The sequence below is a fragment of the Bradyrhizobium roseum genome, assembly GCF_030413175.1.
Taxonomy (GTDB): domain Bacteria; phylum Pseudomonadota; class Alphaproteobacteria; order Rhizobiales; family Xanthobacteraceae; genus Bradyrhizobium; species Bradyrhizobium roseum.
The window spans coordinates 3,357,341-3,383,422 of sequence record NZ_CP129212.1 but is presented as its reverse complement, the minus strand read 5'-3'; the positions used below and the strand labels follow the sequence as shown (position 1 = coordinate 3,383,422).

Below are 26,082 nucleotides of genomic sequence, written 5' to 3'. Positions count from 1 at the left end.
CGGCCGATTGGGCACGCAAGTTCTGGCTTCCGTTAAGGGCTGTTATCAGATGTGAACTAAGTGACACCGGGAATATATTTCCCGAGTTCGTGCTTGATGATCGATTTTGCCAGTTCACGCAGCAGCTCGAAAGTCCAGCCGCCAGCGCGCTGCGCCCCAGCCTTTGTCTTATTCCAGATGTCGTCGTTTCGGACCGAGTCGACGAAATCGTGAGCCTCCCAACTGAGGCCCTCGAATAGAAAGCCTATGGTTGGATGCCTTTTTGACCGCGATAGGATGAAACCGTGATCAATCAGCAGCTTGACGTGATAGCCAATCTCTGGGGCGCTCGCCTTAAGATCCCGAAAGATCTCACCGTCGACCGCGACCTGCACGTATTCGTCTCTCGTGGCAGGCAGTTGCTCCAACCGGAGCAAAATGTCTCGAACAAGGTCCATGTCACGCGTCATGTCAGGGCTCCCGGCGGCCTGGCGACATTACGAGGGCGCCAGACGCTAGACAAGCTTCAGAGAAACTCACCGCCGGCGTGATCATCAAAGCCACTTTCCCGCCGGTCGTAGACCTTAAGCGTGTCGACCTTCACATGCCGGCTGATCTTCATGATCTTGAACAGATCGACCTTTCGATCGAGGGACGAGGTGATAAAGCCGGCGCGCATCGAGTGGCCGGAAAACAGCTTGGCGTCGAGCCCGCAGCTAGCGATCGCGCGCTTGACGATATCGGCGACTGCTCGATCGGAGAGCGCCGCGGATCCAACGCGGCCGTGTCGATCGACATTCCGAAAGATAGCCCCTTGGGTGATTCCGCCAGCCCCGAGCCACGCATCGAGCGCGTCGACGGGCCGCAACTCGCGGCCGTTCGGCACCGGGATCAGTTCGCCCTTGCCTTCCTGGTCGGTTTTCGAGCCGCGGATCTGTAGCACGATGCCGCGCGACCGCCGCTCGATGTCGTTGACCTCCAGGTCAACCAGCTCGGAACGCCGCAGAGCTGCGGCAAAGCCGATCAGCAGGAGCGCGCGGTCGCGCAGGCCCGCAAGCGTGGTCGGCAGCTTCTCGAGGATCTTCGCCAGCACCTCGGCCGTCGCCGGCGCCTTGCGGGTTGGCCTGGCGCCGAGACGGCGCCGGATGCCACGCATGGTCGCCTTGACGCCCTCGGCGTTGGTCGGCGGTTCATGGCCGGCGGCCTTGTGCGCCGCGCGGATCGCAGCAACGCGCCGCTGAATCGTGGAAGCCTTCTTGCCGCCGTCGGCGAGCTGGGCCAGGTAGCGCGCCACGGTGGCGGGCTCGGCCGGCATACTGTTCAGATTTACAGTGTCGGCCCAGGCGGTGAAATCGGCCCAGTCAGCCCCATAGGCGCGGCGGGTATTGTTGCTCTTCTCGGCTGCCAAGTAAGCGCGCACCGAGGCCATCGGATCGACGAGCGCGGTCGACATGCAGCCCGTCCTTTAGCCACGTATTGGATGCGCGTGTCTGAGACCGCGGGCGTGGTCGATCGTAGCCCGCTGAGATGCCTTCAAGGTGCCGCTGATCCAGCACACCGCGAAACACCCCACGCCGAAGGCGCGGAGGCTGTTGACCGCTTCCTCAATGTGCCACCCACTGGTCGCGACATCGTCGATCAGCAACACCGGCGATTGCGGATCAAGAACCCGCTGCAGCGCAGGCAGCTTCCGAAACTCTTTCGGATGCGAAACGCCATCGACGAACCGGTCGGCAAAGATCTTGTCGAACGGAAGCCTCAGCTCAAGCGCAACAGCAGCTGCCAACCTGACCGCAAAGCTGTCGGGTCGCCGTGAGTGTCCGACCGCCACGGTAGAAACCAGCCAACTATTCAAAGGACCGAAGAGTGCGCCGACTAGCTCGGCGACTTCGGTGGCCGCGCCGGCGATGACGCCCTCATCGACGTTCTGCTTTGCAGTCCGCAGCGCCCGAATGTCGCTCTGTTTCAAATCGTGGCGCCAAGCCCGCGTAGACGCCCATGAAACCGAATTTCGTGAATAGATCGCGCGACGCGCCGAAAGCGACCCTAGCGGGCTTGGTGCGTGCACCAACGAGCCGGGTTGCTCGGTTTTCTCCCTCGCTTGGCAGCTGAGCGAATACCGCAGCGTGGGCCCCCCAATCATGGAAGCGCCTCGTTGCCCGGCGACTCGCAGTTGAGGTAAGCGGCGATTACTTTCGGCGCGCGCTGGTAATTAACTATGTGGGCAAACTTCGCCGGCCGAACGAACGCCGGGGACTCCAGTGATTGCATGATCTGAGACTTAATCGTCCCGCCGCGTGCGCGGTGGCGGGATGGCCGGGCTTCGGCCGGGTCAGGTCATGCGAGTGCGAGCTCGCGGCTCGAGGTGTTGAAGCACCTCAGGCCCCCGTCTCTTCGACGATGGGCGTCACATAATCGGTCTCCACGCTTCGCGCAGAGCAAACCTTCTGCAGGTCGCTCGCTGTGGCGGCGGTTTGAGCGCCGCGCCGGCTCACGTCCCTTTTGATCGGTCGATGCGCCAGCCCGCGGCCGCTGAGAACGGCCGCGTTCACTATGTAAGGCTGATGATGCCCCAGCTCCGATCTGATGTGCATCACTGCGCCACGCGCGCGACCTGCTTCGGCTCGACCGGCCATGATTTGCGGCCGAACAATTCCATTTCGAGCAGCACGTTGATCCGGCCGCGGTCGTCGAGGTCCTCGATCACAGCCAGCATCTTGTTGAACGGCGCCGGCAAGAGATCGACCCAGACCTGGTCGCCCTTGCGCCACTCGCTCTTGCCCTCGAGCGCCAGGCGCTGCTGGCGCTTGTTGTCGATCTGTCGCTCCTTGAAGCGGATCGCCTCGATCGCGGCCTCCGACAGCGTCGCCGGCCGCAAGCCGTCGACGGTCAGGAAATCATACACGCCGCGCGTTGTCCTGACGTGGTGCCAGGCGTCGCCATCGCCCGGCATCGGCAGCAGGATGTAGCAGGGAAACATCGACAGCGAGACCTCGCGCCGGCGGCCGCGGCCTGCGAGAATCGTCTTGTAGACCAGCGGCACGTAAGGCTTGAGGTCGATATCCTCGAGACGCCTGGCCACCGTCTTGTCGCTGCCGGGCTCGGTGACGACGATATGCCAGATCGTGCGCGCGCCGGCGGGCGCCTTCCAGCGCGTTTGCCGGCCGGAATAATCCAGGATGTCACCGATTTTGAGATCGAGCAGTCGCACCTGGTTGCCCCTCTTCCTTGACGGCCTCGAGGCCCCACTCGACGAGCTGGCGCGCCTTCTCGGCGAACGAGACGCGATCGGCCGCGGCCAGCGCCCGCACCTGGTCCGCCGTCTCGTCGTCGAATCCGATGGTGAACCGGCGGCCCACCGGCGCGGATCCGCGGCCTGGTGAACGCCAGTTTCTCATGCCGTCGGAGCTCTTGGGAAATGCGGGTCCAGCGATGTCGGCGAAAACGCGACGTCGGCGCCGACGATGATCGACCAGCGGTCAAAGCCCGATGGCCGCTCCGGGGTGTGCAGGATGGCGCTGATCGAGATCGGCGTGTCCCTGCGGGGAATATGCCGTACTAGGTCGGAAGCCGCATCGAACACGGCCACGCGGGAATCGCCGCGGATCCGGACCAGCGGAAACTCAAGCTCGATGGTGCAGCCGCGCGTTGCGGTAATCTCGGCCTGCGCGATGCCGAGCAGTACGGCGCGCGGCACCAGGAACGACAAATCGAATGATCCGGGGACTGAACGCATGCACATAACCCCTTGGCCATGCAGGGTTAAGGGCAACAAGTTGTGAGCCGGTTAACGCTCGATATGGGCAGGATTTGCCCGGCGCGGCGGACGCAGCTCGCCGATGTCCTGGTAGAGCGCACACTCGTCCGCAGGAACCCACAGCGTGACCGTCATGATCCGGCCCTCGACGACGATCTGGAAATAGTCCGCGCCGGCCTCGAGCACCTTCATCCGGACATAGCCGGTGTCGCCCGCTTTCATCTTCAGCGACGGCATGGGTCCCTTCCCCGCCACAATATAGGCAGGGGCGAAAACTTCGGCAATTGCAATCGGTTGGTGAGAAACGCTGGCGCGGCGGTGATGGCGTACCGCGCTTCACACGACGTAGCGGTGATCAATCGCTTTGGCCGTTTCCACCGACGGCCGGCCGCTCCGGATCAGATCGCGGTTGAACTCGGCCTCGCGTCCGGCGCCTGCGCGCACCTGGGTTTGCGTGATGTAGGCGGTGAACTTGACGCCGCCCTCGGTGACGCCTTCCCAGACGCGCGCCGAAGCGCGGCGCCCGGACGGATCGGAGATTTCGACGATGCAATCGGTGCTCTCGATCGTGGCCTTCATGATGCGCTCCTTCGTTTCACGATTGCCTCAGGGCCGAACTTCAGCGCCGGCTGGTCGGCGTGCAGCAGGGCTCGGGTGCGCTGCTTCACCACGTTGGCGAATTGCTGCTCGTCCAGGTTCTGCTGGTCGGCCTCGGCGATGATCCGGCGCAGGCCGGCAGCGTCTCGGCCCGAGCGCTGCAGCCAGCCTACCAGCGTCCTGTCGGCGCTGGCGCGGGTCATGTGTAGTCGCGCCGCCACGATCGAGATCCCGACATCGACCAGCCAGCGCGCGTCGGCATGGTTCACGGCATGCCCGCGGGCCTCGCTGAGCGTGGTCACGACCTCGGGAGCCACTTCCACCCTCAAGCGCACGATCGACGGATGCTGCACCCGCCAAGCGGCCAGCACGGGCCCTTCGAAGTTCGATCGGATGTGACTGGCGACGAAACGCGACGGCGCCTGCAGCACCAGCTCGTCCTCCGCGACCCGGACGAAGCCGACCTTGCCGAGCCAGCTGCGGAAAACCTCATCGCCAAGCCGCTGCCGCAACACCACCCCGGGAACGCCGAGGTCGAAAACGGGGCCGGCGGCGCCGTCAGGCGCTGCGCCGACGGCCCCTGCTTCCGCGCCCGAAGAGATCCCTAAAGAGATCTCTAAAGAGATAGGGGGGCTTTTTTGTCCCCTATTTTCGGTCGAAAATGTCCCCTGTTGCGGCTCTTTTTGTCCCCTATTCTCGTCGGATAGGTGACAATTTGTCCCCTGTTGGGGATCGGAAAGGGGCAAAAATGTCCCCTGTTCGAGCGCCGCGAAATTCGGCCGGTAGCGGTTGCTGCGCCCCACCCGCTCGACCACGAGATAGCCGGCCGCCACGAGCTCGACGATGGCGCGCTTGATGGTGCGGTCAGTGACCGAGAGTTTTTCCGACAGGTACTTCTGCGGTGCCCACGAATAGCCGGTGCGAAAATTCGTCAGCGAGCAGATCTCGGCGCCGATCAGCCGGATCGAGGAGGACAGCCGGCCGTCATGGCGGATCCGGTCGGCCAGCGCCAGCTTCTGCGTGCTGAAAGCCTTGGCGTCGCTGGCTGGCGGGGCCGTCATGCAAGCCGCAATTCCAGCGGCGCCGGCGCGCGCTCGGCCGCATACCCCCGCACCAGGGCGGCGAAGCTGACCGCGATCGCAGCCGACAGCACCAGCGCAATCAGGGCATTGACGCGGTCCATCGGTTCGAGATCGGCATAAAAACGGTGGGGCCAGCTTCGCCGCCAGCATTCGCGCAGAGATAGCATTGCGGCCTCAGTCACTTGAGGGGATAGGGAGACGCACGCAACAAAACGCCCGAAAACGCCAAAACACTTTTCCACAGGTCGATTCCGGCTATCCACAGCCCCGGAAAACCCGCTCGACACCGACTCGACTCTGTGACAGCCGCCCGAAACGATCGCGCGCCATTGTCCCGCGTGGAGTACCGATCGCGATCATGCCGCCGCCTTTTCCATTTCCGCCGTCGTCACCTGCCCCCACAGCGACGGCGGCGCCGAGAAGCGCTCGCGCTTCAGCGCCCACGTCATCACGAGGTAGTAGCGTGCCGGGAAGCGCTTCGCGTTCCTCCAACCGGAGACGAGCTTGTACGCAGCGCCCGTCAACGCCGCGACGGCGGTCAAACCGCCAAGCGCATCAATCACCTCGGACGTGCTCTGGAGTGACGGCGCACCCCTCCGACTCATCGCCATCGAATCGGAATAATCCGAAATTCACGGATTGGCAACGATACGCACATGCTCGATAGCATCGAATCCCTTGCGCGTTCACCCTTTGGGCCGATGGCAAGGAAGAAGACAGCATCACCAGCCTCCGAGCGACAAGCCGAGGAAGGCCTGCGAGGCCAGAGCGCGCGATTGAAGCTACTTCGCAAGACGCTCGGCTATAACACCGCGATGGCGTTCGCCGCCTTCCTGGAGATGGGCTACACCACCTACCATCCATTCGAGAAAGGCAAGCCGCTCAGCCGCGAGGCCGCATTTCTGATGGTCCGCAAGATCCCGGGACTTTCCCTGGATTGGCTCTACTTCGGTAGGCCGGAGGGCCTGCCGCTAGAGCTGGCTCGTCGTCTTGGCGTCTTCGGAAACGCCAAGATCGACTGATCCTCTGGCGAAACCGGCGCCGGATCTGGATCGCCCTCCCCATCGCAGAACAAAATGAGCTGCACCGCGCAGCGCAGGATCGCGAGAGCATCTTCCGTCTCTTCCGGCAGTTGCGCGGCTATTTGGAGCGCCTGCCGCTGGTGCCAATTATTTGGTTTGGCTTCCATACTCACCCCCGAAGTGCGCACTGAACCGCACCGCGCACACCCTAAGGTAGCGCCCATTACCGCTGGCCCGCATTCACAAAAACGCATCATCCGAGAAATTCGGATTTCCTGTGTTGCAAATCCGAGTTTTGCGGATTAGCGTTTCCCTTGCCCGGCGATGAGTCGGGTGGCCGGGAATTGGACCCGGTCCCTCCCGAGACTTACCGGCGCGTCAACTGCCGGTGCCAGCGCGGGCCGGTCCCTCCCCACTTCAGCCCTGGGGAGATCCCCATCCGGAAACCGGCCCGCGCTTTTTTCATCACGCTCATGAGGGAAACCATGGCGTACAGACCACGTTTCGGAAGCCGCGAGCGCGAGCAGGTGTGGCAGCTCGAATGCCTCGCCGCCCACAAGGCCGAGCGCGGCAAATTCCCAATCTGCGTTCACTGCGATGGGCCGGTCACGCCCGACCAGGCCTGGGACCGCGCGCACATCACCGTGCCGCGCGCGTTCGGCGGCAAATCCGTCGGCGTCGCGCACCGCCGCTGCAACCAGGACGACAACCACCTGGTGGTGACGCCGGCGGCGGCGAAGGCGCGCGAGACGTTCAAGAAGTTCGTCGGCATCAAGGGCGTCGGCCTCGGGCCCACGCCGATGCAAGGCGGCCGCCGCTCGCTGCAGAGCAAGACCATGCGCCACGGCGTGCAGCCGCGGCTGACCGGCGCGCAGAAGCACGCCGCGTTCATGCGCAAGCGCTACCTCTTCATTGAGGTGTTGCCGTGAGCCGCGCCCCGAAAAAGGCAGCCGCGGCCGCGCCGGCGCAGCAACACGCGCCGCGATTCCTGTTGATCTGCGACCTGATGGGCATCGGCGCCAGGATCCTCGAGGAAGCGGCCATCCTGCGCGGCGGCGATCTGCACGGCGCCGAGGCCTCGATCGACGGCCTGCGCCGCGCCGTCGCCAGCGCGGCCAAATCGTTCGCCGCCTATGACGCGGCGATCGACGCCGACAAGGCCGCGATCTCGCATGTCGAGTGGCAGATGCTCTGCAACGGCGACCGCCGCGTGGTCGCGCTCACCATCAAGGATTTCGACGGGGCCATCGAGGTGCACACATGATCATCGATGTCGACCTTCTCAAGGTCAGCGACGCGCTCGAACGACTCGTCAAGATCGCGCATGGGGACACCGGCCAGAGCCGGCTGGTAGCCGATTTCCTGCTCGCCTGGTGGAATCCCTCTCGCGACGGCGGCTTCCATCTCACCGATCTCTGGAACGTGGATCAGGCGATCTGCGACGACATGATGGTGGTGTTTGCCTACATCGCCAAAAGCCACTGCTATCCCGACGGCCTGGGCGTCGGCCCTGATTTCGAGGCGATCGTGCTGCGCTGGCGCCGGCAGCCGCGGCGGCCGTCGCGAAAGGCGGTGCGCGGATGATCGACACCGACACCATCGGCGCGATCGTCCTCGGCTTCTTCGTGGCGGCGATGTTCGCCGCGGCGCTGTGGAGGCCGCTATGACGCAAACGCTTCGCGCCTGGTGCTTCCCGTCCGGCCTGATCGAGTTCGGTACCGCCGTGCCGAAAGGCGCGATCGTGTTCGCGCGCGGGCCGGAAAAGCAGCTTCGCGAGTTCATCGACGTCAATGCGCGTCATGCACGGGTGATCGGCGGGCGGCGCGGAAGGATGCCGGGCACGGTGCAGTTGCTCGTGCCCGGCATCCCCGAAGCCGACAGCCAGTTGGCCGCGCTCGAGGCCCTCTGCCGTTGGGTCAAATGGATCGGGATCAATCCGCCCAAGGGCGTGCGGGTGTTGCCGCGATGACAGTTTCCCTGCGTCTCTCGCCGGCGAGCAGCCCGGCACTTCTGGAGAAGCAGCCGGATGGCCGATCTTCCCTTAATCCCGTTTGTCGAACAGCCCGATCCGGATCGTCGCTTTGTGCTCGACGAAGCCGGCCTGTGCGCAGAGCTCGATGCCGAGTTGGCTTTACTGCGCGACTTCGAGGAAGCGCAGCGGGAGCTCGAGGCGCTTGCCGACGGCCCGCCGGCATTCCTCGCGGATCCGAGCGACGAATATTTGAAGGCCATCGAGCAAGTCGAAACCTGCCTGCGGCAGCGCCGCGCGGCCAACGGCTGACGAGGGCATCATGAAATTCGCTTATGCGGGCATAGCTCAACGAGAGCGCCGGGGGTTCCCTCCCCGGAGACGCGGTGTCGAATCCGCCTCCCGCTCCCTCATTTTCGATCTGCCGGCGTGGGAGCTCGGTCACGCCGACGCATTGGCCGGCAAGCCGTGGCGGTTACGCCCGGAAGATCTGCTGCAGCGCGGCGATCGCGATATCGACCCGCTGTCCTACATGGACGGCCATCGCCAAGGGGTACTCGACCGCACGGGAGGCGAATGATGCGTTGCATCGGTTGTGGCTGCACCGACGATCGCGCCTGCCGCGGCGGCTGCAGCTGGGTCAGCACCAACCCGCCGGTCTGCTCGGCCTGCATCCAGAACGGCAAGCTGTGCGAGGCGGCCGTCGACGGCGAGCACCAGCTGACCTGGCTCAACCGCACCAGCGGCTATTGCGAGGCCTGCCGCCTGCCCTTCGTCGCGCAGGAGGTCGCATGATCGGCGCCAAGATCAACCCGCGCATCCCGCTGGCGGAAGCCGTCAACGCCTGCATGACCATCACGCCGCTGATCACGCGCAGCGTGGTCAAGGCCTCGCTCGCGACGACGTCCTACGACGAGCGCGGCCGCTATCTCGACGCCGGCATCCGGAGCGCCGAGCAGCTGCTCGAGCAGCTCAAGCTGCAGCGCGATCGGCTGGGCAAGGGAGACGCGACGTGATCACGCGCGAGGATCTCAAGAACTCCAAAATGCATTTCACGATGCACTTGGATCTGAGCGACAGCTACCAGGACCACTACCGCAACGACGCCTATCCGCGGCTGACCTGCTTCGTCGCCATGCCGCGCCGGCGCGGCTCCAAGGTGGAGCCCGCCAAGCGGTTCTTCGTCGACGGCATCGAAGTGTTCGGCTGCCGCGAGCTGCTCGCGTTGCTCAATGCGCCGGCGCTGTCCGTCGTGGGCGGAAGCGAGGCGGCATGAACAAGGCGCGCAAAGCCGAACCCTGGAAACATCCCGCCGTCTGGCCCGGCCATCTCGTCAGGATGACCCGCGAATGGTTTGACGGCGACGCCGTCAACGTCGCGACCTGCGAATGCGGCTGGGCGGCCTGCGCCAAAGCCACCGGCGCCGGCTGCGTCGCCCAGGACGACGCGATCGAGGCGCACTGGTTCGACGTCATCTCAAGGGCGGAGGCCGACGCGACATGAGCATGCGCTACAAGCTGGCGCCTGGCTCCGGCGATTGTCCGCCGGCTGCCGCCGCGCGAGTGCTGTGGCTCTCCCTCGAAGATTTTCAGAAGAAGCTGCCCGAACTGATCTCGCGCGGATTTCCGCCGCCGGACCAGACGACTGGCAACTTCGACATGGACGCGATCAACGCCTGGCGGCGGTCGCGTTTTCCACACCTGTTTGCCGACCGTTTGACTCCCGTCACCACCGCGCGCAACGCTTCCGATGTTGTGCGCGCGCGGATGACGGGGGTCCGGAGTGGGTGACGTGACGATTCGCTACTACGTGCGGCGAAAGTTCAAGGATCGTCCCGCGCGCGGTTACTGGGCGCCGTGCCTCGCGCGGCCGAACAAGCTCACGGGCGTTTTCGAGCCGACATTGATGGCCAAACTCGGTTTCAAGCACGTGGATTGCGGCGTCGACGGCCCGCTCGCCTGGGCGGTCGCCGAGAGCTGGAACAGGAAATGGGACGAGGCCCGCAAGGCGCACCGCGCCGGCATGGCTCCCGATTCGACCGACCGCATCTATCCCTCCGACAGCCTCGGCGAGGGTTTTGCGAAATTCCGCGCCACCGGCGAGTGGAAGCAGATGAAGCCGCGCACCAAGGAAGGCTGGCTGCGCGGCTGGAAGTACATCGAGCCGACGTTCGGCGACGTCAACCCGCGCACCGTCGCGCTCGAGCACATCGATCTCTGGTACCACGGCGATCCCAGAGACGATGCCGTCCAGGGCATCCTGGAGAAACACGGCGTCGGCGAGGCCTACATCGCCATGAAGTACTGGCGCGCGATCTGGGCCAAGCTGAAGACGATCAATCGCGCCGACGATACACGCTATTGCCTGGGCGACGATCCCTCGCTCGGCATCCGCCGCAAGACCCCGAAGGCGCGCAACGCGATCTGGCTCTACGACGAGGCGCGGATTGTCATCGACGGCGCCGGCGAGCTTGGCTTCAAGGGCCTGCAGGCGGCCCTCGCCGTCGCCTGGGACACCATGCTGTCGCCGGTCGACGTTCGCACGCTGACCCTGTCCCAGCTCAGCGGGGACGGGCCGGAGGGGCAATTCCAGGTCGACCGCGCCAAGACCGGCAAGGCGGCGATCGGCACGCTCAGCGCCGAAACCCAGGCGCTGCTCAAGGCCTATATCGGGGGCCTGGGCGCCACCCTGCATCCCGAGAGCCCGATCTTCCGCACCCGGGGCGCCGCACCTGGTCCGAAGGGTGGCCGGCCGCGGGCGCCGGCGCCCTACTCGAAGGACACTCTGTCGAAGGACTTCCGGATGGTGTTGGCGGCCGACCGCGTCTGGCTCGGCCTGGTGAAGGTCACCAGACCGGACCTCGCCGCCGGGAAGACCGATGTCGAGCTGCTCAAGCTGAAATCGAAATTCCCGGACACGCGGAAGATCATGGATTTCCGCCGATCGGGCGCGATCGAGGCGATCGCCGGCCAGGTCGATCCGGCGGCGCTGGCCGGCAAGATGGCCAACAGCATCGACACCAACAAGCGCCTGCAGGCGACCTACCTGCCGAACCAGGCGGCCGTCGTGAATCTCGCCGACGAGGCGCGCGAGCGCGGCCGCAAGGTGATGCGGGCGGCGGCCGCGAACACAAAGGGGCCAAAGACGTGAAAAGAGTCGGAAAGTGGCCCTTCAGGGAGTCGGAAAATGGCCGGGGTTTTTCGGCTAAGCCATTGAAAAGAATGGCGCGAGAGACGGGACTCGAACCCGCGGCCTCCGCCGTGACAGGGCGGCGCTCTAACCAACTGAGCTACTCCCGCGGATGCCGAAATCGGATATCGATCCGCGCAGAACCGAGGGCATAAAGGGCCGTCCCCGCTTAGTCAAGGAGGTTGCGAATCCTCCTCTCGGGCAGGCATTTCCGCGATTCCGCAGCAGATTATGGCCGGTTTTGGCGGCAAAACGGCGTAGGCAGCAATCGTCCGAATCGTCTAAGGCCTGCTACGCTCGGGTTTCCTGAAACCCTCCTTGCGCCGGTTGCCGGGAGCCGCAGGGTTTCACATCATCACGCAAGGCATTTCCTGGCACGGACCGCCATTCACGGGCGCGGCCAGGCCACCCCACCCATCAATCAGAGGGCCAGACATGGCAAAAAAAGCAGCGGCTCCAGCCACCATCACCTTGAAACATCTGGCAGCGGCGCTGGCCGAGGAACATGAACTCTCCAAGAAGGCCGCCGAGGCGATCCTGACCGGCATGGTGGACCGGATCGCAAAACACCTGAAGAAGGGCGAGCGGGTCCGTATCGTCGGGCTCGGCATCCTCCAGGTCCGCAAGCGCGCCGCCCGCGTCGGCCGCAACCCCGCCACCGGCGAGCCGATCCAGATCAAGGCCAGCAAGAAGGTCGCGTTCCGCGCCGCCAAGGAACTCAAGGAAGCCGTGTAACCCTGCGACATCCGTGACCCGAAGCGCCATTCCGGCCGCGCGCCGGGATGGCGTTTTTCTGGTATAGAGCGCTTCCCTTGCCATAGCTCTTGGATGGTCATGCCGGCTTCGTCCCTCGCCTTCACCCACGATGTCACCGAACGCTTCCTGCGCTATGTCGTGATCGACACCCAGTCCGACCCGGCTTCGCCGACCTGCCCCTCCACGGAGAAGCAGAAGGACCTGGGCCGCCTGCTGGCGTCCGAGTTGCAGGAACTGGGGCTGGCCGACGCCCATCTCGACGAGCACGGCTACGTCTATGCGACGATCCCGGCCAATACCGACAAGACAGTGCCGGTGATCTGCTTCTGCTCGCACATGGACACCTCGCCCGACTGTACCGGCGCCAACGTCAAGCCGCAGATCGTGAAGAACTACCAGGGCGGCGACATCGTGCTGCTGCCTGATCGTGCGCCGATGACCGGGATCCAGGGCGGGCGCATCGAGGCGCCGGTGATCCGCGCCGCCGATCATCCCGCGCTCGCCGACCAGATCGGCCATGACATCATCACGACCGACGGCACCACCCTATTGGGCGCCGACAACAAGGCCGGCCTCGCCGAGATCATGGATGCGGCGCGATTCCTGGTCCAGAACCCGCAGATCAAGCACGGCGCCATCAAGATCCTGTTCACGCCCGACGAGGAAATCGGCCGCGGCGTCGACAAGGTCGATTTGAAGAAACTCGGCGCCGACTTCGCCTATACGATGGACGGCGAAAGCGCCGGCCATATCGAGGACGAGACCTTTTCGGCCGACGGCGCCACCATCACCATCGAGGGCGTCTCCACCCATCCCGGTTTCGCCAAGGGCAAGATGGAGCACGCCATCAAGATCGCGGCCGCCATCATCGATCGCCTGCCAAAGAACACCTGTTCGCCGGAGACCACCGAGGGCAAGGAAGGCTTTTTGCATCCGATCGGTATCTCGGGCGCGCTCGAGAAGGCGACCATCGGCTTCATCGTGCGCGACTTCACCGACGAGGGCCTGCAAGAAAAGGAAGCCCTGCTGGAAGGCATCGTCAAAGAGGTGATGAAGGACTATCCGCATTCGACCTACCGGATGGAGGTCAAGCAGCAATACCGCAACATGAAGCAGGTGATCGACCGCCATCCCGAGACCATCGACTACGCCATGGAGGCGATCCGCCGCGCCGGTCTGACACCGGTGCGCAGCTCGATCCGCGGCGGCACCGACGGCTCGCGGCTATCCTTCATGGGCCTGCCGTGCCCCAACATCTTCGCCGGCGAACACGCCTTCCACTCGCGGCTGGAATGGGTCAGCCGGCAGGACATGGAAAAGGCGGCGGAGACCATCGTACATTTGGCAATGATATGGGAAGAGCGGGCGTAACCACCCGCTCGCGGCGCTTAGCCTTGGCCGTCCGCTGCAAAGGACCTCAAGGCAACGTACCGCGCAGGCCCTTGATGCCGCCGATGCCCTGCGTGATCGGCTCAGCGCTTTCAGCGGGCGGGGCTTCCGCAGTTCGCGCGCGGACTTCAGCCTGTTGATCGGACATCGTGACGACGCGCGCGAAGATCACCACGAATACGAAGGCCGCAATCGTGATCAATCCGGCTCGGGCCGGCGTTAAATAGGGATCAAGTTCGCGCATCACTACTGTTACTCGTGCGCATACGCCGCCGGCCCGATTGGAAAGTCGTCGGCGATTCGTCTGGCGATTTGGTGGCGCTGACGTGGCGATCCTGCGTTACGAGGCCTTCGCCGTCACGATCCACACCGACGCCGGCAGCAGCACTGCATCGCCTTTGGCAAACGGCGTCAGCGCCTCCCGGATCGCATTGACGGCGGCGGTGCGCAGATGTTCGGGCTGCCCGTCCAGCGCCCGGCTGACCGGGCCGATTTCCAGCGTCCCCTGTACGGCCCCGTCGAGACCGCGGCCGATCGCGGCATCCAGCAACAGCGGACACGCCTCCATCCCGACGCCCGTAAAGCCAGCCTCGCCAAGGATATGGCGCACACGCGCCTCCGAGGCGAACGCGAACGGTCCGGGATCTTCCGGCCCCTGCTGCGGCAGCTTTGGCACGTGCTTGTAGGCCGCAGCCAATGGCGCCATGAAGAACGGGTTTTCGCGCGGCTCGCGCCAGCAGGCGAAGACCAGCCGCCCCGAGGGTTTCAGGGCCTTGCGCAGATTGGCGAACGACAGCACGGGATCAGCAAAGAACATCACGCCGAAGCGCGAGGCGAGCACGTCGAAACTCGCCGGCTCGAACGGATAGACGGTGGCGTCGGCCAGCACGAAATCGACCGGCAAATCCTTCGGCGCCGCCTGCCGCGCCCGCGCCAGCATCGGCTCCGAGACATCGACGCCGAGCACGCGGCCTGACGGCGCAACCTCGCGCGCGAATGCGAGCGACGTGGCGCCGCTACCGCAGCCGACATCGATCACGCGCTCGCCCGGCTGCAGCTTCGCCCGGTCGACGACAAGGTCGGCGACCGGCTTGAGCAGCACATCCTGCGCCGCCTGCCGATCGGCCCAGCGCTGGCCGGCAGGCCCGTTCCAGTAAGCGACCTGGTCGGCGTTTTGATCGTGACTGACTGGGGCGTCCATGGGTGCGGTCCCTTCTCTCGATCGGAATATTCGCAGGCGCAGGCGTTCACCATGCACGCAGTTCATCCGTGGTACCACGGTTATGAAGGCTGACAAGACGGCGAAGAATCGAACTCACGATCACATGATACGAACGAACGGGACGGACATTTTCATCGCACGTCATCGCGCAACCAATGTGTGCAGCATCGCGGTGATCTGCAATTGATGCCGGGCATGCAGGCGTAACGCGGAATTAATATCGCCCGCTTATTCTCTCCGACAGTTGTAGTTGGGTGCCGCGTAGAGGAGCCGTCGCGACGGACCATCCGGCGACGGCTCCTTTTTTGTTCACCCCTTTGTGAGTAACCCGCGTGACCGAGACAACCGAAATCAAGACCCTGGAAGCCCAGAACCAAAACGAAAAAGCCGTCGCCAATGCGCCGAGCAAGACCCGCAAATCGATCCTGGCGCTGGCGATTCTCGCGCTCGGCATCAACTCGACGGCGGCCGTCTACACGCTGTCGCCTTCCGATTTTGCGCTGCCGAACATCAGCAACCTCACCCTGCCCGACGTCAGCCGTCTGGCCGAGTGGCTTCCGCAGCCGAAGACTTCCGAACCGACCCAGGATCCGACGCTCGTCGCCTTGAAGGAAATCCAGTCGACCCAGCAAAACCACTTTGCCGCGCTGCAGGCGAACAACGTCCTGCTGCAGCAGAACGCAGCCCTGCTGCAGCAGGACTCCATTGCGCTCGCTTCTCTGCGGCAGAGCGTGGACGAACAGGCCGGCACGAAGAAACTTTCCGCCCAGATCGCGGACGAGCATCAGGACGTAAAGAAGATCTCCAGCCAGATCTCCGCGCTGACGGCCAAGGTCGACTCGCTGAAAAATGCGATGGCCTCGGACGTCACCGCCTCGATTTCGGCGAAGCAGGCCAACCACCGGTTCTCCCGCGCTCGCAAGAAGATGGCGCGTCAGCCGAACCCGATTGGCCCCATTTCGCTTGGCGGCGCTCCGCTAACGCTCCCGTCGGCCACCCCGACCCCGCAGAGCTGAAGAGCAGAGAACGCGGCGTGGGACTTCGGTCCCGCGCCTGCAATGCTGAGCAGCGGACCGACTTCGCTCTACGCCCTGCGAGCAGAATGAATGTGGCGCCGCCGCCGCGAAGGCTGGCCTGCCCGGCCGAAGCCCACAGGGCGAAGGCTGGTAGGCGGCGAGAGATTCGAACTCCCGACCCTCTCGGTGTAAACGAGATGCTCTAACCAGCTGAGCTAGCCGCCCTCACGGCGCCTGTTTAGCCCTGCGGCGCCCCCGGATGCAAGGGTTGCACGTCACGGCACAAAATATCGAAAACAACCCCATGCAAAGTAGCCCGGACCGCCTGCCCTAGCCGGTCGGCCGTCCCGGCAAATCTTTGATATCGTTGATCCATGGCGCCGCAGAGCGGCACCCGATCTGCCCGCGCCGGTTAGATCTGGTCGCGCTGGCGGATGGACCCTCGCCGGCGCCCCGGTCATTCAGCGCGCCTCCGGTGCACACACGCAAAAACGGCGCCCGAAGGCGCCGTTTTTCATCTTTTTGGTTCGATCCGTCTCAGTGGGCGGTCAGCCCACCAGCGGCTTCATCCGTCGCGTCGGCCTTGACCGGCACCTTGGTGTCCTCTTCCCAGACAATCGGCACCGGGGCGCGGACCAGCGCCTTGGCGGTGACGTCGTCGAGGCGGGCCACCGGGATGATCTCCATGCCGCCCTTGATCGCATCGGAAATCTCCGTGAGATCCTTGGCGTTGTCCTCGGGGATCAGCACCGTCTTGATGCCGCCGCGCGCGGCAGCCAGCAGCTTCTCCTTCAGGCCGCCGATCGGCAGCACGCGACCACGCAAGGTGATCTCGCCGGTCATCGCGACATCGTGGCGAACCGGAATGCCGGTCATGACCGAGATGATCGCGGTGGCCATCGCCACACCCGCCGACGGCCCGTCCTTCGGGGTCGCCCCTTCAGGCACGTGAACGTGGATATCGCGCCGGTCGAACAGCGGCGGCTCGATGCCGTAGTTGATCGCGCGGGAGCGGACGTAGGACGCTGCCGCCGAGATCGACTCCTTCATCACGTCACGCAGATTGCCCGTGACCGTCATCTTGCCCTTGCCGGGCATCATGACGCCTTCGATGGTCAGCAACTCGCCGCCGACATCGGTCCAGGCCAATCCAGTGACGATACCGACCTGCGGCTCGCTCTCGATCTCGCCGAAGCGGTACTTCGGCACGCCGAGGAAGTCTTCCAGGGTCTTTTCCGTGACCTTGACCGACTTCTTCTTGGAGATCATCAGCTCCTTCACCGCCTTGCGGGCGAGTGTGGAGAGCTCACGCTCCAGGTTACGCACGCCCGCTTCGCGGGTGTAGCGGCGGATCATCAGGAGCAAGGCATCGTCGTCGATCGACCATTCCTTGGAATCGAGGCCATGCTTGGAGATGGCGTTCGGGATCAGGTGCTTGCGCGCGATCTCGACCTTCTCGTTCTCGGTATAGCCGGCGATCCGAATGATCTCCATGCGGTCCATCAGCGGTCCGGGAATATTCAGCGTATTCGCGGTCGTGATGAACATGACGTTCGACAGATCGTAGTCGACCTCCAGATAGTGGTCGGCAAACGTCCCGTTCTGCTCGGGGTCCAGAACCTCGAGCAAAGCCGACGACGGGTCGCCGCGGAAGTCGGCGCCCATCTTGTCGATCTCGTCCAGCAGAAACAGCGGGTTCGAGCTCTTGGCCTTGCGCATCGACTGGATGATCTTGCCGGGCATCGAGCCGATATAGGTGCGGCGATGACCGCGGATCTCGGCTTCGTCGCGCACGCCGCCGAGCGACACGCGAACGAATTCGCGGCCAGTGGCCTTCGCGATCGACTTGCCGAGCGAGGTCTTGCCGACGCCGGGAGGTCCGACCAGGCACAGGATCGGCCCGGTCAGCTTGTTGGCGCGCGACTGCACCGCGAGATACTCGACGATGCGGTCCTTGACCTTCTCGAGCCCATAATGGTCCGCATCCAGCACCGCCTGCGCGGCTTCCAGATCCTTCTTCACCTTGGACTTCTTGTTCCACGGGATCGACAGCAGCCAGTCGAGATAGTTGCGCACGACGGTCGCTTCCGCGGACATCGGCGACATCTGGCGCAGCTTCTTCAACTCGTGCTGCGCCTTCTCCCGCGCTTCCTTTGAAAGCTTGGTCTTGGCAATCTTCTCTTCCAGATCAGCGAGTTCGTCGCGACCTTCGTCGTCGCCGAGCTCCTTCTGGATCGCCTTCATCTGCTCGTTCAGATAATACTCGCGCTGGGTCTTCTCCATCTGGCGCTTGACGCGCGAGCGGATGCGCTTCTCGACCTGCAGCACCGAGATTTCGCTCTCCATCAGCCCCAGTACCTTCTCCAGGCGCTGCGTGACGGACAACGTCTCCAGGATGCCCTGGCGATCGGCGATCTTGACGGCGAGATGCTGGGCAACCTGGTCGCTCAGCTTGGCGAAATCAGTGATCGCCTGAACCACGCCGACGACTTCGGCGGAGATCTTCTTGTTCAGCTTCACATAGCTTTCGAAATCGGACACGACCGAGCGCGCCAGGGCTTCGGCTTCAACCGAATTGGCGTCGGTGTCGGCGAGCGCGACTGCGGTCGCCTCGTAATATTCGCTGCGGTCGGAATATTTCTGCACGCGCGCGCGCTCGAGCCCTTCGACCAGCACCTTCACGGTGCCGTCGGGGAGCTTCAGCAACTGTAGAACGCTTGCGAGCGTACCGACCTCGTAGATCGAATCCGGGTTCGGATCGTCGTCGGAAGCATTCTTCTGCGTCGCGAGCAGGATCAGCGCGTCGTTCTTCATCACCTCTTCGAGGGCGCGGATCGACTTCTCGCGGCCGACGAACAGCGGCACGATCATGTGCGGGAAAACCACGATGTCGCGAAGCGGCAATACGGGATAGGAATGGCTTTCGCCGAGAACGATGGTTGGCCTGGTTTTTGGGGTCGTCATGGCCTTATCCTTTTGTTTTGCCCCCTTGCTCGCAGTCCGCTTCGCTTGCGCAACCGCCACAAGGTGCCGGGAGTTCCAGGTCACCCGGCCGCCTTCGCAGCCGCGTCACGCCGGATGATTTGCGACGAATCTCGAATGTGATTTCCGCCACCATACGCATTAGGTGGCTATCGGGTATGGGGGTGTCAAGTCACGGAAAATGACCGCTAATTGCGGCTGAAACGTGCGAAAAACGCTTACGCTACAATGGCCGCCGGAAGCTCCGGCAGCCGCATTATCAGAAGTTGCAGGTCTGGCCCGCCTGACGGTATCAGGCGCTGGCGCTGCTCTCGACGGCCCGGTCGGAACGGTCCGCGTAGATGTAGAGCGGACGGGCCGTACCCTCGACCACTTCGCGCGAGATCACGACCTCTTCGACGCCTTCCAGGCCCGGAAGGTCGAACATGGTCTCGAGCAGGATGGCCTCCAGGATCGAACGCAGACCCCGCGCGCCGGTCTTGCGCTCGATCGCCTTGCGGGCGACCGCGCCAAGCGCCTCGTCGGCGAAGGTGAGCTCGATATTCTCCATCTCGAACAGGCGCTGATACTGCTTCACCAGCGCGTTCTTCGGCTCGACCAGGATCTTCTTCAGCGAGGTCTCGTCAAGATCTTCCAGCGTCGCCACGACGGGCAGACGGCCGACGAACTCCGGGATCAGGCCGTACTTCAGCAGGTCTTCCGGCTCGACATGGCGGAAGATCTCGCCGGTGCGGCGGTCTTCGGGCGCCAGCACCTGCGCGGCGAAACCGATCGAGGTCGAACGTCCGCGCGCGGAGATGATCTTTTCCAGGCCGGAGAACGCGCCGCCGCAGATGAACAGGATGTTGGTGGTATCGACCTGCAGAAATTCCTGCTGCGGATGCTTGCGGCCGCCCTGCGGAGGCACGGAGGCGACGGTGCCTTCCATGATCTTCAGCAGCGCCTGCTGCACGCCCTCACCCGACACATCGCGGGTGATCGACGGGTTGTCGGACTTGCGACTGATCTTGTCGATTTCGTCGATATAAACGATGCCGCGCTGCGCGCGCTCGACATTGTAGTCGGCCGACTGCAGCAGCTTCAGAATGATGTTCTCGACGTCCTCGCCGACATAGCCGGCCTCGGTCAGCGTCGTCGCATCCGCCATCGTGAACGGCACGTCGAGAATCCGCGCCAACGTCTGCGCCAGCAGCGTCTTGCCCGAGCCGGTCGGACCGATCAGCAGGATGTTCGACTTCGCGAGCTCGACGTCGTTGTGCTTGGTCTGGTGATTGAGGCGCTTGTAGTGATTGTGGACGGCGACCGAGAGCACCTTCTTGGCGTGGCTCTGGCCGATCACGTAATCGTCCAGCACCTTGCAGATTTCCTTCGGCGTCGGGATGCCGTCGCGCGACTTCACCAGCGAGGACTTGTTCTCCTCGCGGATGATATCCATGCAGAGTTCGACGCATTCGTCGCAGATGAAAACGGTGGGACCTGCGATGAGCTTGCGGACTTCGTGCTGGCTCTTGCCGCAGAACGAGCAATACAGCGTGTTCTTGGAGTCGCTCGTGCCAACCTTACTCATTCTTGTCTCCGTCCGCCGTTCGATCCGTCACCCGACCGACCCATTCCGGCACTCACACCGGACCTAAAGGTAGATAGAGCAAATTCCGTACCAAAAAAGACCTTAACTCACATAACCACCGTGCGAATCACGGTTTATCGAATCCCCCGCGATCTTAGTCCATCCCACACAGCCAACCATGCTGACAGCCGACTATCAAGAATTCGCTAATCGGAGGCCGAACGGCTACCCGTGACAATACCGTGATTTGTGGCGTTGGCACGGGGAGAAGTTCAAAAAATCGACCAAGCGTTGCGCAACTGCCACGCCGAAATGACGGGACGAAAGCGGAACTTTCTGCCCAGGCGAAGCAACGCGCCGCTTTCGGCCCTATTTTGCGGATTAAACCAGCCGTTAAGGTCGACCAAGGGTATCGTTGTCCGCTACCTTACGACGTCTTCACCGGACCGCCCTCTTCGGGACGCTGCTCGATCACCTTGTCGACGATACCGAAGTCGCGGGCCATGTCGGCGGTCAGGAACTTGTCGCGCTCCAGCGCATCCTCGATCGCCTTGTAGGTCTGGCCGGTGTGCTTCACATAGATCTCGTTCAGGCGCTTCTTGAGATTCAGGATCTCCTGCGCATGCAGCATGATGTCGGTGGCCTGGCCCTGGAAACCGCCGGAAGGCTGATGCACCATGATGCGCGAATTCGGCAGCGAGAAGCGCATGTCCTTGGCGCCGGCCGCGAGCAGCAGCGAGCCCATCGAGGCCGCCTGCCCGGTGCACAGCGTCGACACCGGCGGGCGGATGAACTGCATGGTGTCGTAGATCGCAAGCCCCGACGTCACCACGCCACCCGGCGAGTTGATGTACATCGAGATTTCCTTCTTGGGATTTTCCGCCTCAAGGAACAGCAGCTGCGCGACAACCAGCGTCGACATGCCGTCTTCGACCGGGCCGGTCAGGAAGATGATGCGCTCCTTCAGCAGGCGCGAGAAAATGTCGTAGGCGCGTTCACCGCGGTTGGTCTGCTCGACCACCATGGGCACGAGGTTCATGTAGGTTTCGACGGGATCGCGCATTAGTCACCCCAAAGGTTGGTAGAGGGTTGGCAAAGGATCAAATCGGTGGGGGCGAACATCCATCGGCAAGACAGGCCAATCGCCATGATTGCCGGGTGAGGACGAACGTCCCGTGATGCAGGACTTCAACTCGGAACTCGCGGGATCAGCGAGCCGCCCACAGATATGGACCAATTTCCCGGCGACAAGGCCGGGCCGTTGCGAGCCGGTTAGACGAGTTCAAGCTGATTCGCAGGCGATGTCATAGCTGCGGAAGACGCAGCCACGACGGATTCGCCGTTCATCATTAACATCAGCCTGACATTAACGTCAGCTGACCAAACGGTCAGGCCGCGCTCTTCTCGTCGTCTTCCTTGAACAGGTCTTCGCGCGACACCTTCTTCTCGGTCACGTTGGCGAGTTCGAGAATGAAGTCGACCACCTTGTCTTCATAGATCGGCGCACGAAGTTGGGCCAGCGCGTTGGCATTGCTGCGATAGTAGTCCCAGACTTCCTTCTCGCGGCCGGGCATCGAACGCGCCCGCTCGATCACCGCGCGGCCGACTTCGTCGTCGGTCACGGTGATCTTGTTCTTCTCGCCGATCTCCGACAACACCAGGCCGAGCCGGACGCGGCGGTCGGCGATCTTCTTGTACTCTTCCTTCGCGGCGTCTTCGGTGGTGTCCTCGTCGGCAAAGGTCTTGCCGGAGGATTCCATTTCGGCCTTGATCGAGTTCCACATCAGATTGAACTCTTCCTCGATCAGCGACGGCGGCGCCTCGAATTTGTGGCTGTCGTCGAGACGGTCGAGCAGCGCGCGCTTGACGCGCTGGCGGGTGGCGCCGGCGAACTCGGCGACCAGCCGCTCACGCGCGGCCTCCTTCAGCTTGTCGAGCGATTCGAGGCCGAGCGTCTTGGCGAACTCGTCGTCGATCGTGGCCTCGCCGGGCGCCTCGATCAGGGTGGCCGTGGTTTCGAATTCGGCCGGCTGGCCGGCGAGCTTTTCGCTGGCGTAATTTTTCGGGAAGGTCACGTTCAGCGTACGGGTTTCGCCGGCGCCGATGCCGACGAGCTGTTCCTCAAAACCAGGAATGAACTGCCCGGCGCCGATCACCAGCGGAATGCCCTCCCCGGTGCCGCCGTCAAACAGTTCGCCGTTGATGCGGCCCTTGAAGCTGATCGTGACACGATCGCCGTTCGCGGCCTTGGCGCCCTCGGACTTCGCCGCATACGGACGGTTCTGGTCGGCGATGCGCTTGATCGCCTCATCGACCTCGGCGTCGGTCACCTCGACCACCGGCTTCTCCACCGCGAAAGTCTTGAAATCGGCGAGCTGGATCGTCGGCACCACCTCGATCGCCACCGTGTAGGTCAGGTCGGACTTGCCGGCCAGCAGTTCCTCGACCTCTTTCTGCTCGGTCGGCATGGTGATCTTCGGCTCGGTCGCGAGACGGAAGCCGCGGTCGGTGAAGATCTGCGTGTTGGTGTCGCGGATGGTCTGGTCGATGGTCTCGGCCATCACCGAGCGGCCATAGACCTTCTTCAGATGGCTCACCGGCACCTTGCCCGGACGGAAGCCGTTGAGCTTCACCTTGTCCTTGAGGTCAATCAGCTTGGCACCCGCCTTGGCATCGAGATCCGATGCGGGGACGCTGACCTTGAACTCGTGCTTCAATCCCTCGGCGAGGGTTTCGGTGACCTGCATGGCGTCAATCTTCTTCCGCTTGCGCCGGGCCAGTGCGGCCCGGCAGTGTTCAATATTTCAAGGCGCGGCCTTGCGGCCTGCCGGTGGTTCGGCTGACCCTGGCCTCCCGAGGGGGAAGCAGGCCCGCCAGTATTCATCATGCAAACGCCTGGATAGAGCGCTTGGTGCGGGCGGAGGGACTCGAACCCCCACAACTTTCGTCACTGGAACCTAAATCCAGCGCGTCTACCAGTTCCGCCACGCCCGCGTGAAAAGCATCCATACCCGGCCGCGATGCCGCGGGCGGCGGGCTTATAACATGAGCCACCACCTCCGCAGCAAAAAAATGGCCCTGCCCGGCCGCTTTGGGCCAATGCGCCGCAACTGGACATCCCACCCGAAAAATGGTCCGGATCGAACGCATGGCAAAGCAGGTTTTGCGAATGAACCGGCGAGACTGGATGGCGGGGGTTGGGGCAGCCTCTCTTGGCGTGCTGATGCCCGGCCGTTCCCTTGCGCAAGGACGGCCAGCCATCGCCATCAAGGCGCAGCAAGGTGGCCTGGGCATCCGCAACGGCGGCCCGGAAACGCCGATATGGATGCTTGAAAGCCCGGAACTGCGCTTCCGCCGCGGCGACGATCTGCAGGTCGAGTTTGCCAACGACCTCACGGTCCCCGCAGGCCTCGACTGGCGAGGGATCGGCGGGGTTCCCGCCATCGAGCCGCTGATCAGCCGCCGGCTGCTGGCCCCCTCAGGCTGGGAAAACATCAGGATTCCACTGCGTCACGCCGGGACCTTCCTCTGCGACATGATTCTGCTCGACCTTCAAAGCCAGCGGCAGGCGCGCGGCCGCCCGCTGGTGGTCGCCGAAAATGAACCCGTCAGCGCCGATCGCGACGAGGTGCTGCTGGTGGAAGAATGGCGGCTGCGGGCCGACGGGACCGCGGTCGTGCCAGGGGCGGACCCGGCCGAAACCACGACTTTCTATACACTTAACGGCAAAGCCTCAGTGGACGTGTCAACCCGATCCAACGAGCGCTTGAGACTTCGCTTCATCAACGGCAGCCGGCGCAGCATCATCGCCCTGAAACTGGAATCCGTCGATGTCACGGTCATGGCGATCGACAGCCAGCCTTCGGAACCCTTTCTAGCCCGCAACGGCGCGATCGTGCTCGCACCGGGCAGCCGGGTCGACGCCTTTGTCGACGTGAAAGCGCCGCCGGGCTCGAACCTCAAGATCCTTCTCCACGAGGGCAGGCAAGCGCGGACCATCGGCTTTTTGACCGTGTCATCCGATTCCCCCGTGCGCGCGGCACCGCTGCCGCCTCCCCCGCCGCTGCCATCCAACGGGTTGCCGGCGCAACTGGACCTGAAGAACGCGCTTCGCACCGATCTCGCGCTGAGCGGCCCCGAGTGGATCGTGACGTCAGATCTTGCTGCCACGCCCAAGCCGGCCTTCCGCGCCAAACCCGGGCGGGTCGTGGTGCTGGCGGTGACCAACCGTGCCGCCCTGCCAACCGTGTTTCGCCTGCACGGCCACCATTTCCGGCTGCTCGACAAGCTCGACGACGGCTGGAAGCCGTATTGGCTGGACACGCTGGCATTCGAGCCGGGCCAGACCCAGCGCATCGCCTTTGCGGCCGAACATGCCGGGCGGTGGCTGATCGAATCCATCGCCGCCGATTGGGCTGCCCCGCGCTTTGTGCGATGGTACGCCGTCGAGTGAGGAGCACGCCATGAGCAAGCCCGTCCCCGCCATCCGCAGCGTCAAGGCGCGCGGCGTCGTCGTACCGCTGAAACGTCCCCTGAAGAACGCATTTGGCGTGTTCGATTCCGGGCCGCTGGTGCTGATCGATGTCGAGACCGATCAGGGCGTGACCGGGCACGCGTACATCTTCGCCTATGCGAACATGACGATGAAGCCCCTGATGCATCTGATCGAGGAAATCGGGCGGGAGCTGATCGGCAAGCCGGTCGCGCCCTACGATCTGATGGCGGCGATGGACGCCAAGTTTCGCCTGCTCGGCTGGCAGGGGCTGGTCGGCATGGCGGTGTCAGGCCTCGACATGGCCTACTGGGATGCGCTCGGCCAAATGGCCGGCAAACCCGTCGTCGAACTGCTCGGCGGCTCGCCGAAACCGGTCAAGGCGTATGACAGCTACGGCGTGGTCGATCCCAAGGCCGACGAACGCGCGTTGCGCGGCTCGCTCGAACAGGGGTTTCGCGGCATCAAGATCAAGGGCGGCGACGGCGATGCCGCCAATGACGAGCGCGTGGTCAAGGGCGTGCGCGCCTTGCTCGGCCCGGACGTGGCGCTGATGATCGACTTCAACCAGTCGCTCGATCCGGCGGAGGCCACGCGCCGCATCGCCCGCCTCGAACCCTACGACCTGCACTGGATCGAGGAGCCCGTGCCGCAGGAGAACCTGTCCGGGCACGCAAAAGTGCGCGAGATGTCGCCGACGCCGATCCAGGCCGGCGAGAACTGGTGGTTCCCGCGCGGCTTTGCGGAGGCGATCGAAGCCGGCGCCAGCGACTTCATCATGCCTGACATCATGAAGTGCGGCGGCGTCACCGGCTGGCTGCAGGTCGCAGCCCAGGCGCACGCCGCCAACATTCCGATGTCGAGCCATCTGTTCGCGGAAGCCAGCGCCCACATGCTCGCGGTGACGCCGACCGCGCACTGGCTTGAGTTCCTGGATTTTGCGGGGGTGATCCTTGCGAAGCCGGCGGAGATCGTCGACGGCACGGTGACGGCAAGAGGACCGGGGTTGGGGCTGGAGTGGAACGAGACGGCGGTGGCGAAGTATTTGGTGACGTAGATTGCG

Annotated in this window: 35 protein-coding genes and 3 tRNA genes; 18 read left to right on the top strand and 20 right to left on the bottom strand. The window is 63.9% G+C overall.

All coding sequences use genetic code 11. The features are described from left to right. Positions 1-56 precede the first annotated feature (56 nt). The 11 genes from QUH67_RS16150 to QUH67_RS16100 form a co-directional block, all read right to left on the bottom strand. A complete protein-coding gene (locus tag QUH67_RS16150) occupies positions 57-449 on the bottom strand; it encodes a DUF2513 domain-containing protein (protein WP_300947653.1) in 393 nt (130 codons plus the stop codon). 56 nt (positions 450-505) lie between these two features. Next, entirely contained in the window at positions 506-1,432 is a 927-nt protein-coding gene (locus tag QUH67_RS16145) for a site-specific integrase (RefSeq protein WP_300947652.1), read from the bottom strand. Positions 1,433-1,444: 12 nt separating this feature from the next. Further along, on the bottom strand, positions 1,445-1,948 hold the full coding sequence (locus QUH67_RS16140) for a hypothetical protein (protein ID WP_300947651.1): 504 nt from the start codon (positions 1,946-1,948) through the stop codon (positions 1,445-1,447). Positions 1,949-2,572: 624 nt separating this feature from the next. Then, complete coding sequence (nusG, locus tag QUH67_RS16135; RefSeq protein WP_300947650.1) at positions 2,573-3,190, bottom strand: transcription termination/antitermination protein NusG; 618 nt, start codon at positions 3,188-3,190, stop codon at positions 2,573-2,575. Further along, positions 3,162-3,338: a hypothetical protein gene (locus tag QUH67_RS16130; RefSeq protein ID WP_300947649.1), complete on the bottom strand. Its 177-nt coding sequence runs from the start codon at positions 3,336-3,338 to the stop codon at positions 3,162-3,164. The genes nusG and QUH67_RS16130 overlap by 29 nt, the downstream gene beginning before the upstream one ends. 35 nt (positions 3,339-3,373) lie before the next feature. Beyond that, the gene (locus QUH67_RS16125) at positions 3,374-3,715 is read right to left on the bottom strand and encodes a hypothetical protein (RefSeq protein ID WP_300947648.1); all 342 of its coding nucleotides are present in this window, start codon (positions 3,713-3,715) and stop codon (positions 3,374-3,376) included. 51 nt (positions 3,716-3,766) lie between these two features. Continuing rightward, positions 3,767-3,973: a hypothetical protein gene (locus QUH67_RS16120; protein ID WP_300947647.1), complete on the bottom strand. Its 207-nt coding sequence runs from the start codon at positions 3,971-3,973 to the stop codon at positions 3,767-3,769. Between the two features lie 99 nt (positions 3,974-4,072). Beyond that, entirely contained in the window at positions 4,073-4,315 is a 243-nt protein-coding gene (locus QUH67_RS16115; RefSeq protein ID WP_300947646.1) for a hypothetical protein, read from the bottom strand. Further along, a complete protein-coding gene (locus QUH67_RS16110) occupies positions 4,312-5,394 on the bottom strand; it encodes a helix-turn-helix domain-containing protein (RefSeq protein WP_300947645.1) in 1,083 nt (360 codons plus the stop codon). The genes QUH67_RS16115 and QUH67_RS16110 overlap by 4 nt, the downstream gene beginning before the upstream one ends. Next, entirely contained in the window at positions 5,391-5,582 is a 192-nt protein-coding gene (locus tag QUH67_RS16105) for a hypothetical protein (RefSeq protein ID WP_300947644.1), read from the bottom strand. Before QUH67_RS16105 ends, QUH67_RS16110 begins: the two co-directional genes overlap by 4 nt. A gap of 189 nt (positions 5,583-5,771) precedes the next feature. Further along, the gene (locus QUH67_RS16100; protein WP_300947643.1) at positions 5,772-5,978 is read right to left on the bottom strand and encodes a helix-turn-helix domain-containing protein; all 207 of its coding nucleotides are present in this window, start codon (positions 5,976-5,978) and stop codon (positions 5,772-5,774) included. A gap of 93 nt (positions 5,979-6,071) precedes the next feature. On the opposite strand from QUH67_RS16100, the gene QUH67_RS16095 reads away from it, so the two are divergent. The 13 genes from QUH67_RS16095 (at position 6,072) to QUH67_RS16035 (ending at position 11,556) form a co-directional block, all read left to right on the top strand. After that, a complete protein-coding gene (locus QUH67_RS16095) occupies positions 6,072-6,437 on the top strand; it encodes a hypothetical protein (RefSeq protein WP_300947642.1) in 366 nt (121 codons plus the stop codon). Positions 6,438-6,922: 485 nt separating this feature from the next. Continuing rightward, entirely contained in the window at positions 6,923-7,366 is a 444-nt protein-coding gene (locus tag QUH67_RS16090; RefSeq protein WP_300947641.1) for a hypothetical protein, read from the top strand. Next, a complete protein-coding gene (locus tag QUH67_RS16085; protein WP_300947640.1) occupies positions 7,363-7,701 on the top strand; it encodes a hypothetical protein in 339 nt (112 codons plus the stop codon). The genes QUH67_RS16090 and QUH67_RS16085 overlap by 4 nt, the downstream gene beginning before the upstream one ends. Beyond that, positions 7,698-8,021: a DUF7673 family protein gene (locus QUH67_RS16080; protein ID WP_300947639.1), complete on the top strand. Its 324-nt coding sequence runs from the start codon at positions 7,698-7,700 to the stop codon at positions 8,019-8,021. Before QUH67_RS16085 ends, QUH67_RS16080 begins: the two co-directional genes overlap by 4 nt. Before the next feature lie 79 nt (positions 8,022-8,100). Further along, complete coding sequence (locus QUH67_RS16075; protein WP_300947638.1) at positions 8,101-8,406, top strand: host nuclease inhibitor protein; 306 nt, start codon at positions 8,101-8,103, stop codon at positions 8,404-8,406. 57 nt (positions 8,407-8,463) lie between these two features. After that, the gene (locus tag QUH67_RS16070) at positions 8,464-8,718 is read left to right on the top strand and encodes a hypothetical protein (RefSeq protein WP_300947637.1); all 255 of its coding nucleotides are present in this window, start codon (positions 8,464-8,466) and stop codon (positions 8,716-8,718) included. Between the two features lie 10 nt (positions 8,719-8,728). Continuing rightward, positions 8,729-8,986, top strand: a complete 258-nt coding sequence (locus tag QUH67_RS16065; RefSeq protein ID WP_300947636.1) for a hypothetical protein — start codon at positions 8,729-8,731, stop codon at positions 8,984-8,986. Continuing rightward, positions 8,983-9,201 carry a hypothetical protein gene (locus QUH67_RS16060; RefSeq protein ID WP_300947635.1) on the top strand — a complete coding sequence of 73 codons (219 nt, stop codon included), beginning with the start codon at positions 8,983-8,985 and terminating at the stop codon, positions 9,199-9,201. Before QUH67_RS16065 ends, QUH67_RS16060 begins: the two co-directional genes overlap by 4 nt. Further along, positions 9,198-9,422, top strand: a complete 225-nt coding sequence (locus QUH67_RS16055; protein WP_300947634.1) for a hypothetical protein — start codon at positions 9,198-9,200, stop codon at positions 9,420-9,422. The genes QUH67_RS16060 and QUH67_RS16055 overlap by 4 nt, the downstream gene beginning before the upstream one ends. Further along, complete coding sequence (locus QUH67_RS16050) at positions 9,419-9,682, top strand: hypothetical protein (protein WP_300947633.1); 264 nt, start codon at positions 9,419-9,421, stop codon at positions 9,680-9,682. The genes QUH67_RS16055 and QUH67_RS16050 overlap by 4 nt, the downstream gene beginning before the upstream one ends. After that, positions 9,679-9,909: a hypothetical protein gene (locus tag QUH67_RS16045; RefSeq protein WP_300947632.1), complete on the top strand. Its 231-nt coding sequence runs from the start codon at positions 9,679-9,681 to the stop codon at positions 9,907-9,909. The genes QUH67_RS16050 and QUH67_RS16045 overlap by 4 nt, the downstream gene beginning before the upstream one ends. Positions 9,910-9,911: 2 nt before the next feature. Beyond that, positions 9,912-10,196, top strand: a complete 285-nt coding sequence (locus QUH67_RS16040) for a hypothetical protein (protein ID WP_300947631.1) — start codon at positions 9,912-9,914, stop codon at positions 10,194-10,196. Between the two features lies 1 nt (position 10,197). Further along, complete coding sequence (locus QUH67_RS16035; protein WP_300947630.1) at positions 10,198-11,556, top strand: hypothetical protein; 1,359 nt, start codon at positions 10,198-10,200, stop codon at positions 11,554-11,556. 72 nt (positions 11,557-11,628) lie between these two features. Here QUH67_RS16035 and QUH67_RS16030 read toward each other — a convergent pair. Next, positions 11,629-11,705 (bottom strand) — tRNA-Asp (locus QUH67_RS16030). 325 nt (positions 11,706-12,030) lie between these two features. On the opposite strand from QUH67_RS16030, the gene QUH67_RS16025 reads away from it, so the two are divergent. Both QUH67_RS16025 and pepT read left to right on the top strand, forming a co-directional pair. After that, positions 12,031-12,330 carry an HU family DNA-binding protein gene (locus QUH67_RS16025; RefSeq protein ID WP_300947629.1) on the top strand — a complete coding sequence of 100 codons (300 nt, stop codon included), beginning with the start codon at positions 12,031-12,033 and terminating at the stop codon, positions 12,328-12,330. Between the two features lie 99 nt (positions 12,331-12,429). Then, entirely contained in the window at positions 12,430-13,722 is a 1,293-nt protein-coding gene (gene pepT, locus QUH67_RS16020; RefSeq protein WP_300947628.1) for a peptidase T, read from the top strand. A gap of 46 nt (positions 13,723-13,768) precedes the next feature. Here the strand turns inward: pepT and QUH67_RS16015 are convergent, their stop codons facing one another. Further along, positions 13,769-13,987, bottom strand: a complete 219-nt coding sequence (locus tag QUH67_RS16015) for a hypothetical protein (RefSeq protein WP_300947627.1) — start codon at positions 13,985-13,987, stop codon at positions 13,769-13,771. A gap of 93 nt (positions 13,988-14,080) precedes the next feature. Continuing rightward, on the bottom strand, positions 14,081-14,941 hold the full coding sequence (locus QUH67_RS16010; RefSeq protein WP_300947626.1) for a class I SAM-dependent methyltransferase: 861 nt from the start codon (positions 14,939-14,941) through the stop codon (positions 14,081-14,083). Positions 14,942-15,294: 353 nt separating this feature from the next. Between QUH67_RS16010 and QUH67_RS16005 the strand changes: the two genes are divergently transcribed. Then, positions 15,295-15,978, top strand: a complete 684-nt coding sequence (locus QUH67_RS16005; RefSeq protein ID WP_300947625.1) for a hypothetical protein — start codon at positions 15,295-15,297, stop codon at positions 15,976-15,978. 148 nt (positions 15,979-16,126) lie between these two features. On the opposite strand, the gene QUH67_RS16000 is transcribed toward QUH67_RS16005, so the two are convergent. From QUH67_RS16000 to QUH67_RS15975, 6 genes are all read right to left on the bottom strand, one after another. Then, positions 16,127-16,203: transfer RNA gene (locus QUH67_RS16000), tRNA-Val, on the bottom strand. Positions 16,204-16,515: 312 nt separating this feature from the next. Further along, entirely contained in the window at positions 16,516-18,942 is a 2,427-nt protein-coding gene (lon, locus tag QUH67_RS15995; RefSeq protein ID WP_300947624.1) for an endopeptidase La, read from the bottom strand. A gap of 310 nt (positions 18,943-19,252) precedes the next feature. Further along, the gene (gene clpX / locus QUH67_RS15990) at positions 19,253-20,527 is read right to left on the bottom strand and encodes an ATP-dependent Clp protease ATP-binding subunit ClpX (protein ID WP_300947623.1); all 1,275 of its coding nucleotides are present in this window, start codon (positions 20,525-20,527) and stop codon (positions 19,253-19,255) included. A 427-nt stretch (positions 20,528-20,954) separates the two neighbouring features. Continuing rightward, on the bottom strand, positions 20,955-21,590 hold the full coding sequence (locus QUH67_RS15985; RefSeq protein ID WP_300947622.1) for an ATP-dependent Clp protease proteolytic subunit: 636 nt from the start codon (positions 21,588-21,590) through the stop codon (positions 20,955-20,957). A gap of 325 nt (positions 21,591-21,915) precedes the next feature. Further along, positions 21,916-23,274: a trigger factor gene (gene tig / locus QUH67_RS15980; RefSeq protein ID WP_300947621.1), complete on the bottom strand. Its 1,359-nt coding sequence runs from the start codon at positions 23,272-23,274 to the stop codon at positions 21,916-21,918. A 162-nt stretch (positions 23,275-23,436) separates the two neighbouring features. Further along, positions 23,437-23,521 (bottom strand) — tRNA-Leu (locus QUH67_RS15975). Between the two features lie 136 nt (positions 23,522-23,657). Here QUH67_RS15975 and QUH67_RS15970 point away from each other — a divergent pair. After that, positions 23,658-24,980, top strand: a complete 1,323-nt coding sequence (locus QUH67_RS15970) for a multicopper oxidase family protein (RefSeq protein ID WP_300947620.1) — start codon at positions 23,658-23,660, stop codon at positions 24,978-24,980. A 10-nt stretch (positions 24,981-24,990) separates the two neighbouring features. After that, positions 24,991-26,076 (top strand): enolase C-terminal domain-like protein, encoded by a 1,086-nt coding sequence (locus QUH67_RS15965; RefSeq protein ID WP_300947619.1) that lies wholly within the window; start codon positions 24,991-24,993, stop codon positions 26,074-26,076. Positions 26,077-26,082 lie beyond the last annotated feature (6 nt).

Bases quoted from the DNA above. Each gene is read 5' to 3' on its own strand.
- QUH67_RS16095 (WP_300947642.1), top strand. From the start codon at position 6,072: ATGCTCGATAGCATCGAATCCCTTGCGCGTTCACCCTTTGGGCCGATG.
- QUH67_RS15985 (WP_300947622.1), bottom strand. From the start codon at position 21,590: ATGCGCGATCCCGTCGAAACCTACATGAACCTCGTGCCCATGGTGGTC.
- clpX (WP_300947623.1), bottom strand. From the start codon at position 20,527: ATGAGTAAGGTTGGCACGAGCGACTCCAAGAACACGCTGTATTGCTCG.
- QUH67_RS16150 (WP_300947653.1), bottom strand. From the start codon at position 449: ATGACGCGTGACATGGACCTTGTTCGAGACATTTTGCTCCGGTTGGAG.
- QUH67_RS16115 (WP_300947646.1), bottom strand. From the start codon at position 4,315: ATGAAGGCCACGATCGAGAGCACCGATTGCATCGTCGAAATCTCCGAT.
- tig (WP_300947621.1), bottom strand. From the start codon at position 23,274: ATGCAGGTCACCGAAACCCTCGCCGAGGGATTGAAGCACGAGTTCAAG.
- QUH67_RS16045 (WP_300947632.1), top strand. From the start codon at position 9,679: ATGAACAAGGCGCGCAAAGCCGAACCCTGGAAACATCCCGCCGTCTGG.
- QUH67_RS16070 (WP_300947637.1), top strand. From the start codon at position 8,464: ATGGCCGATCTTCCCTTAATCCCGTTTGTCGAACAGCCCGATCCGGAT.
- QUH67_RS16055 (WP_300947634.1), top strand. From the start codon at position 9,198: ATGATCGGCGCCAAGATCAACCCGCGCATCCCGCTGGCGGAAGCCGTC.
- QUH67_RS16105 (WP_300947644.1), bottom strand. From the start codon at position 5,582: ATGCTATCTCTGCGCGAATGCTGGCGGCGAAGCTGGCCCCACCGTTTT.
- QUH67_RS16110 (WP_300947645.1), bottom strand. From the start codon at position 5,394: ATGACGGCCCCGCCAGCCAGCGACGCCAAGGCTTTCAGCACGCAGAAG.
- QUH67_RS16040 (WP_300947631.1), top strand. From the start codon at position 9,912: ATGCGCTACAAGCTGGCGCCTGGCTCCGGCGATTGTCCGCCGGCTGCC.
- QUH67_RS15970 (WP_300947620.1), top strand. From the start codon at position 23,658: ATGGTCCGGATCGAACGCATGGCAAAGCAGGTTTTGCGAATGAACCGG.
- QUH67_RS15965 (WP_300947619.1), top strand. From the start codon at position 24,991: ATGAGCAAGCCCGTCCCCGCCATCCGCAGCGTCAAGGCGCGCGGCGTC.
- pepT (WP_300947628.1), top strand. From the start codon at position 12,430: ATGCCGGCTTCGTCCCTCGCCTTCACCCACGATGTCACCGAACGCTTC.
- QUH67_RS16090 (WP_300947641.1), top strand. From the start codon at position 6,923: ATGGCGTACAGACCACGTTTCGGAAGCCGCGAGCGCGAGCAGGTGTGG.
- QUH67_RS16145 (WP_300947652.1), bottom strand. From the start codon at position 1,432: ATGTCGACCGCGCTCGTCGATCCGATGGCCTCGGTGCGCGCTTACTTG.
- QUH67_RS16125 (WP_300947648.1), bottom strand. From the start codon at position 3,715: ATGCGTTCAGTCCCCGGATCATTCGATTTGTCGTTCCTGGTGCCGCGC.
- QUH67_RS16120 (WP_300947647.1), bottom strand. From the start codon at position 3,973: ATGCCGTCGCTGAAGATGAAAGCGGGCGACACCGGCTATGTCCGGATG.
- lon (WP_300947624.1), bottom strand. From the start codon at position 18,942: ATGACGACCCCAAAAACCAGGCCAACCATCGTTCTCGGCGAAAGCCAT.
- QUH67_RS16075 (WP_300947638.1), top strand. From the start codon at position 8,101: ATGACGCAAACGCTTCGCGCCTGGTGCTTCCCGTCCGGCCTGATCGAG.
- QUH67_RS16060 (WP_300947635.1), top strand. From the start codon at position 8,983: ATGATGCGTTGCATCGGTTGTGGCTGCACCGACGATCGCGCCTGCCGC.
- QUH67_RS16010 (WP_300947626.1), bottom strand. From the start codon at position 14,941: ATGGACGCCCCAGTCAGTCACGATCAAAACGCCGACCAGGTCGCTTAC.
- QUH67_RS16080 (WP_300947639.1), top strand. From the start codon at position 7,698: ATGATCATCGATGTCGACCTTCTCAAGGTCAGCGACGCGCTCGAACGA.
- QUH67_RS16065 (WP_300947636.1), top strand. From the start codon at position 8,729: ATGAAATTCGCTTATGCGGGCATAGCTCAACGAGAGCGCCGGGGGTTC.
- QUH67_RS16025 (WP_300947629.1), top strand. From the start codon at position 12,031: ATGGCAAAAAAAGCAGCGGCTCCAGCCACCATCACCTTGAAACATCTG.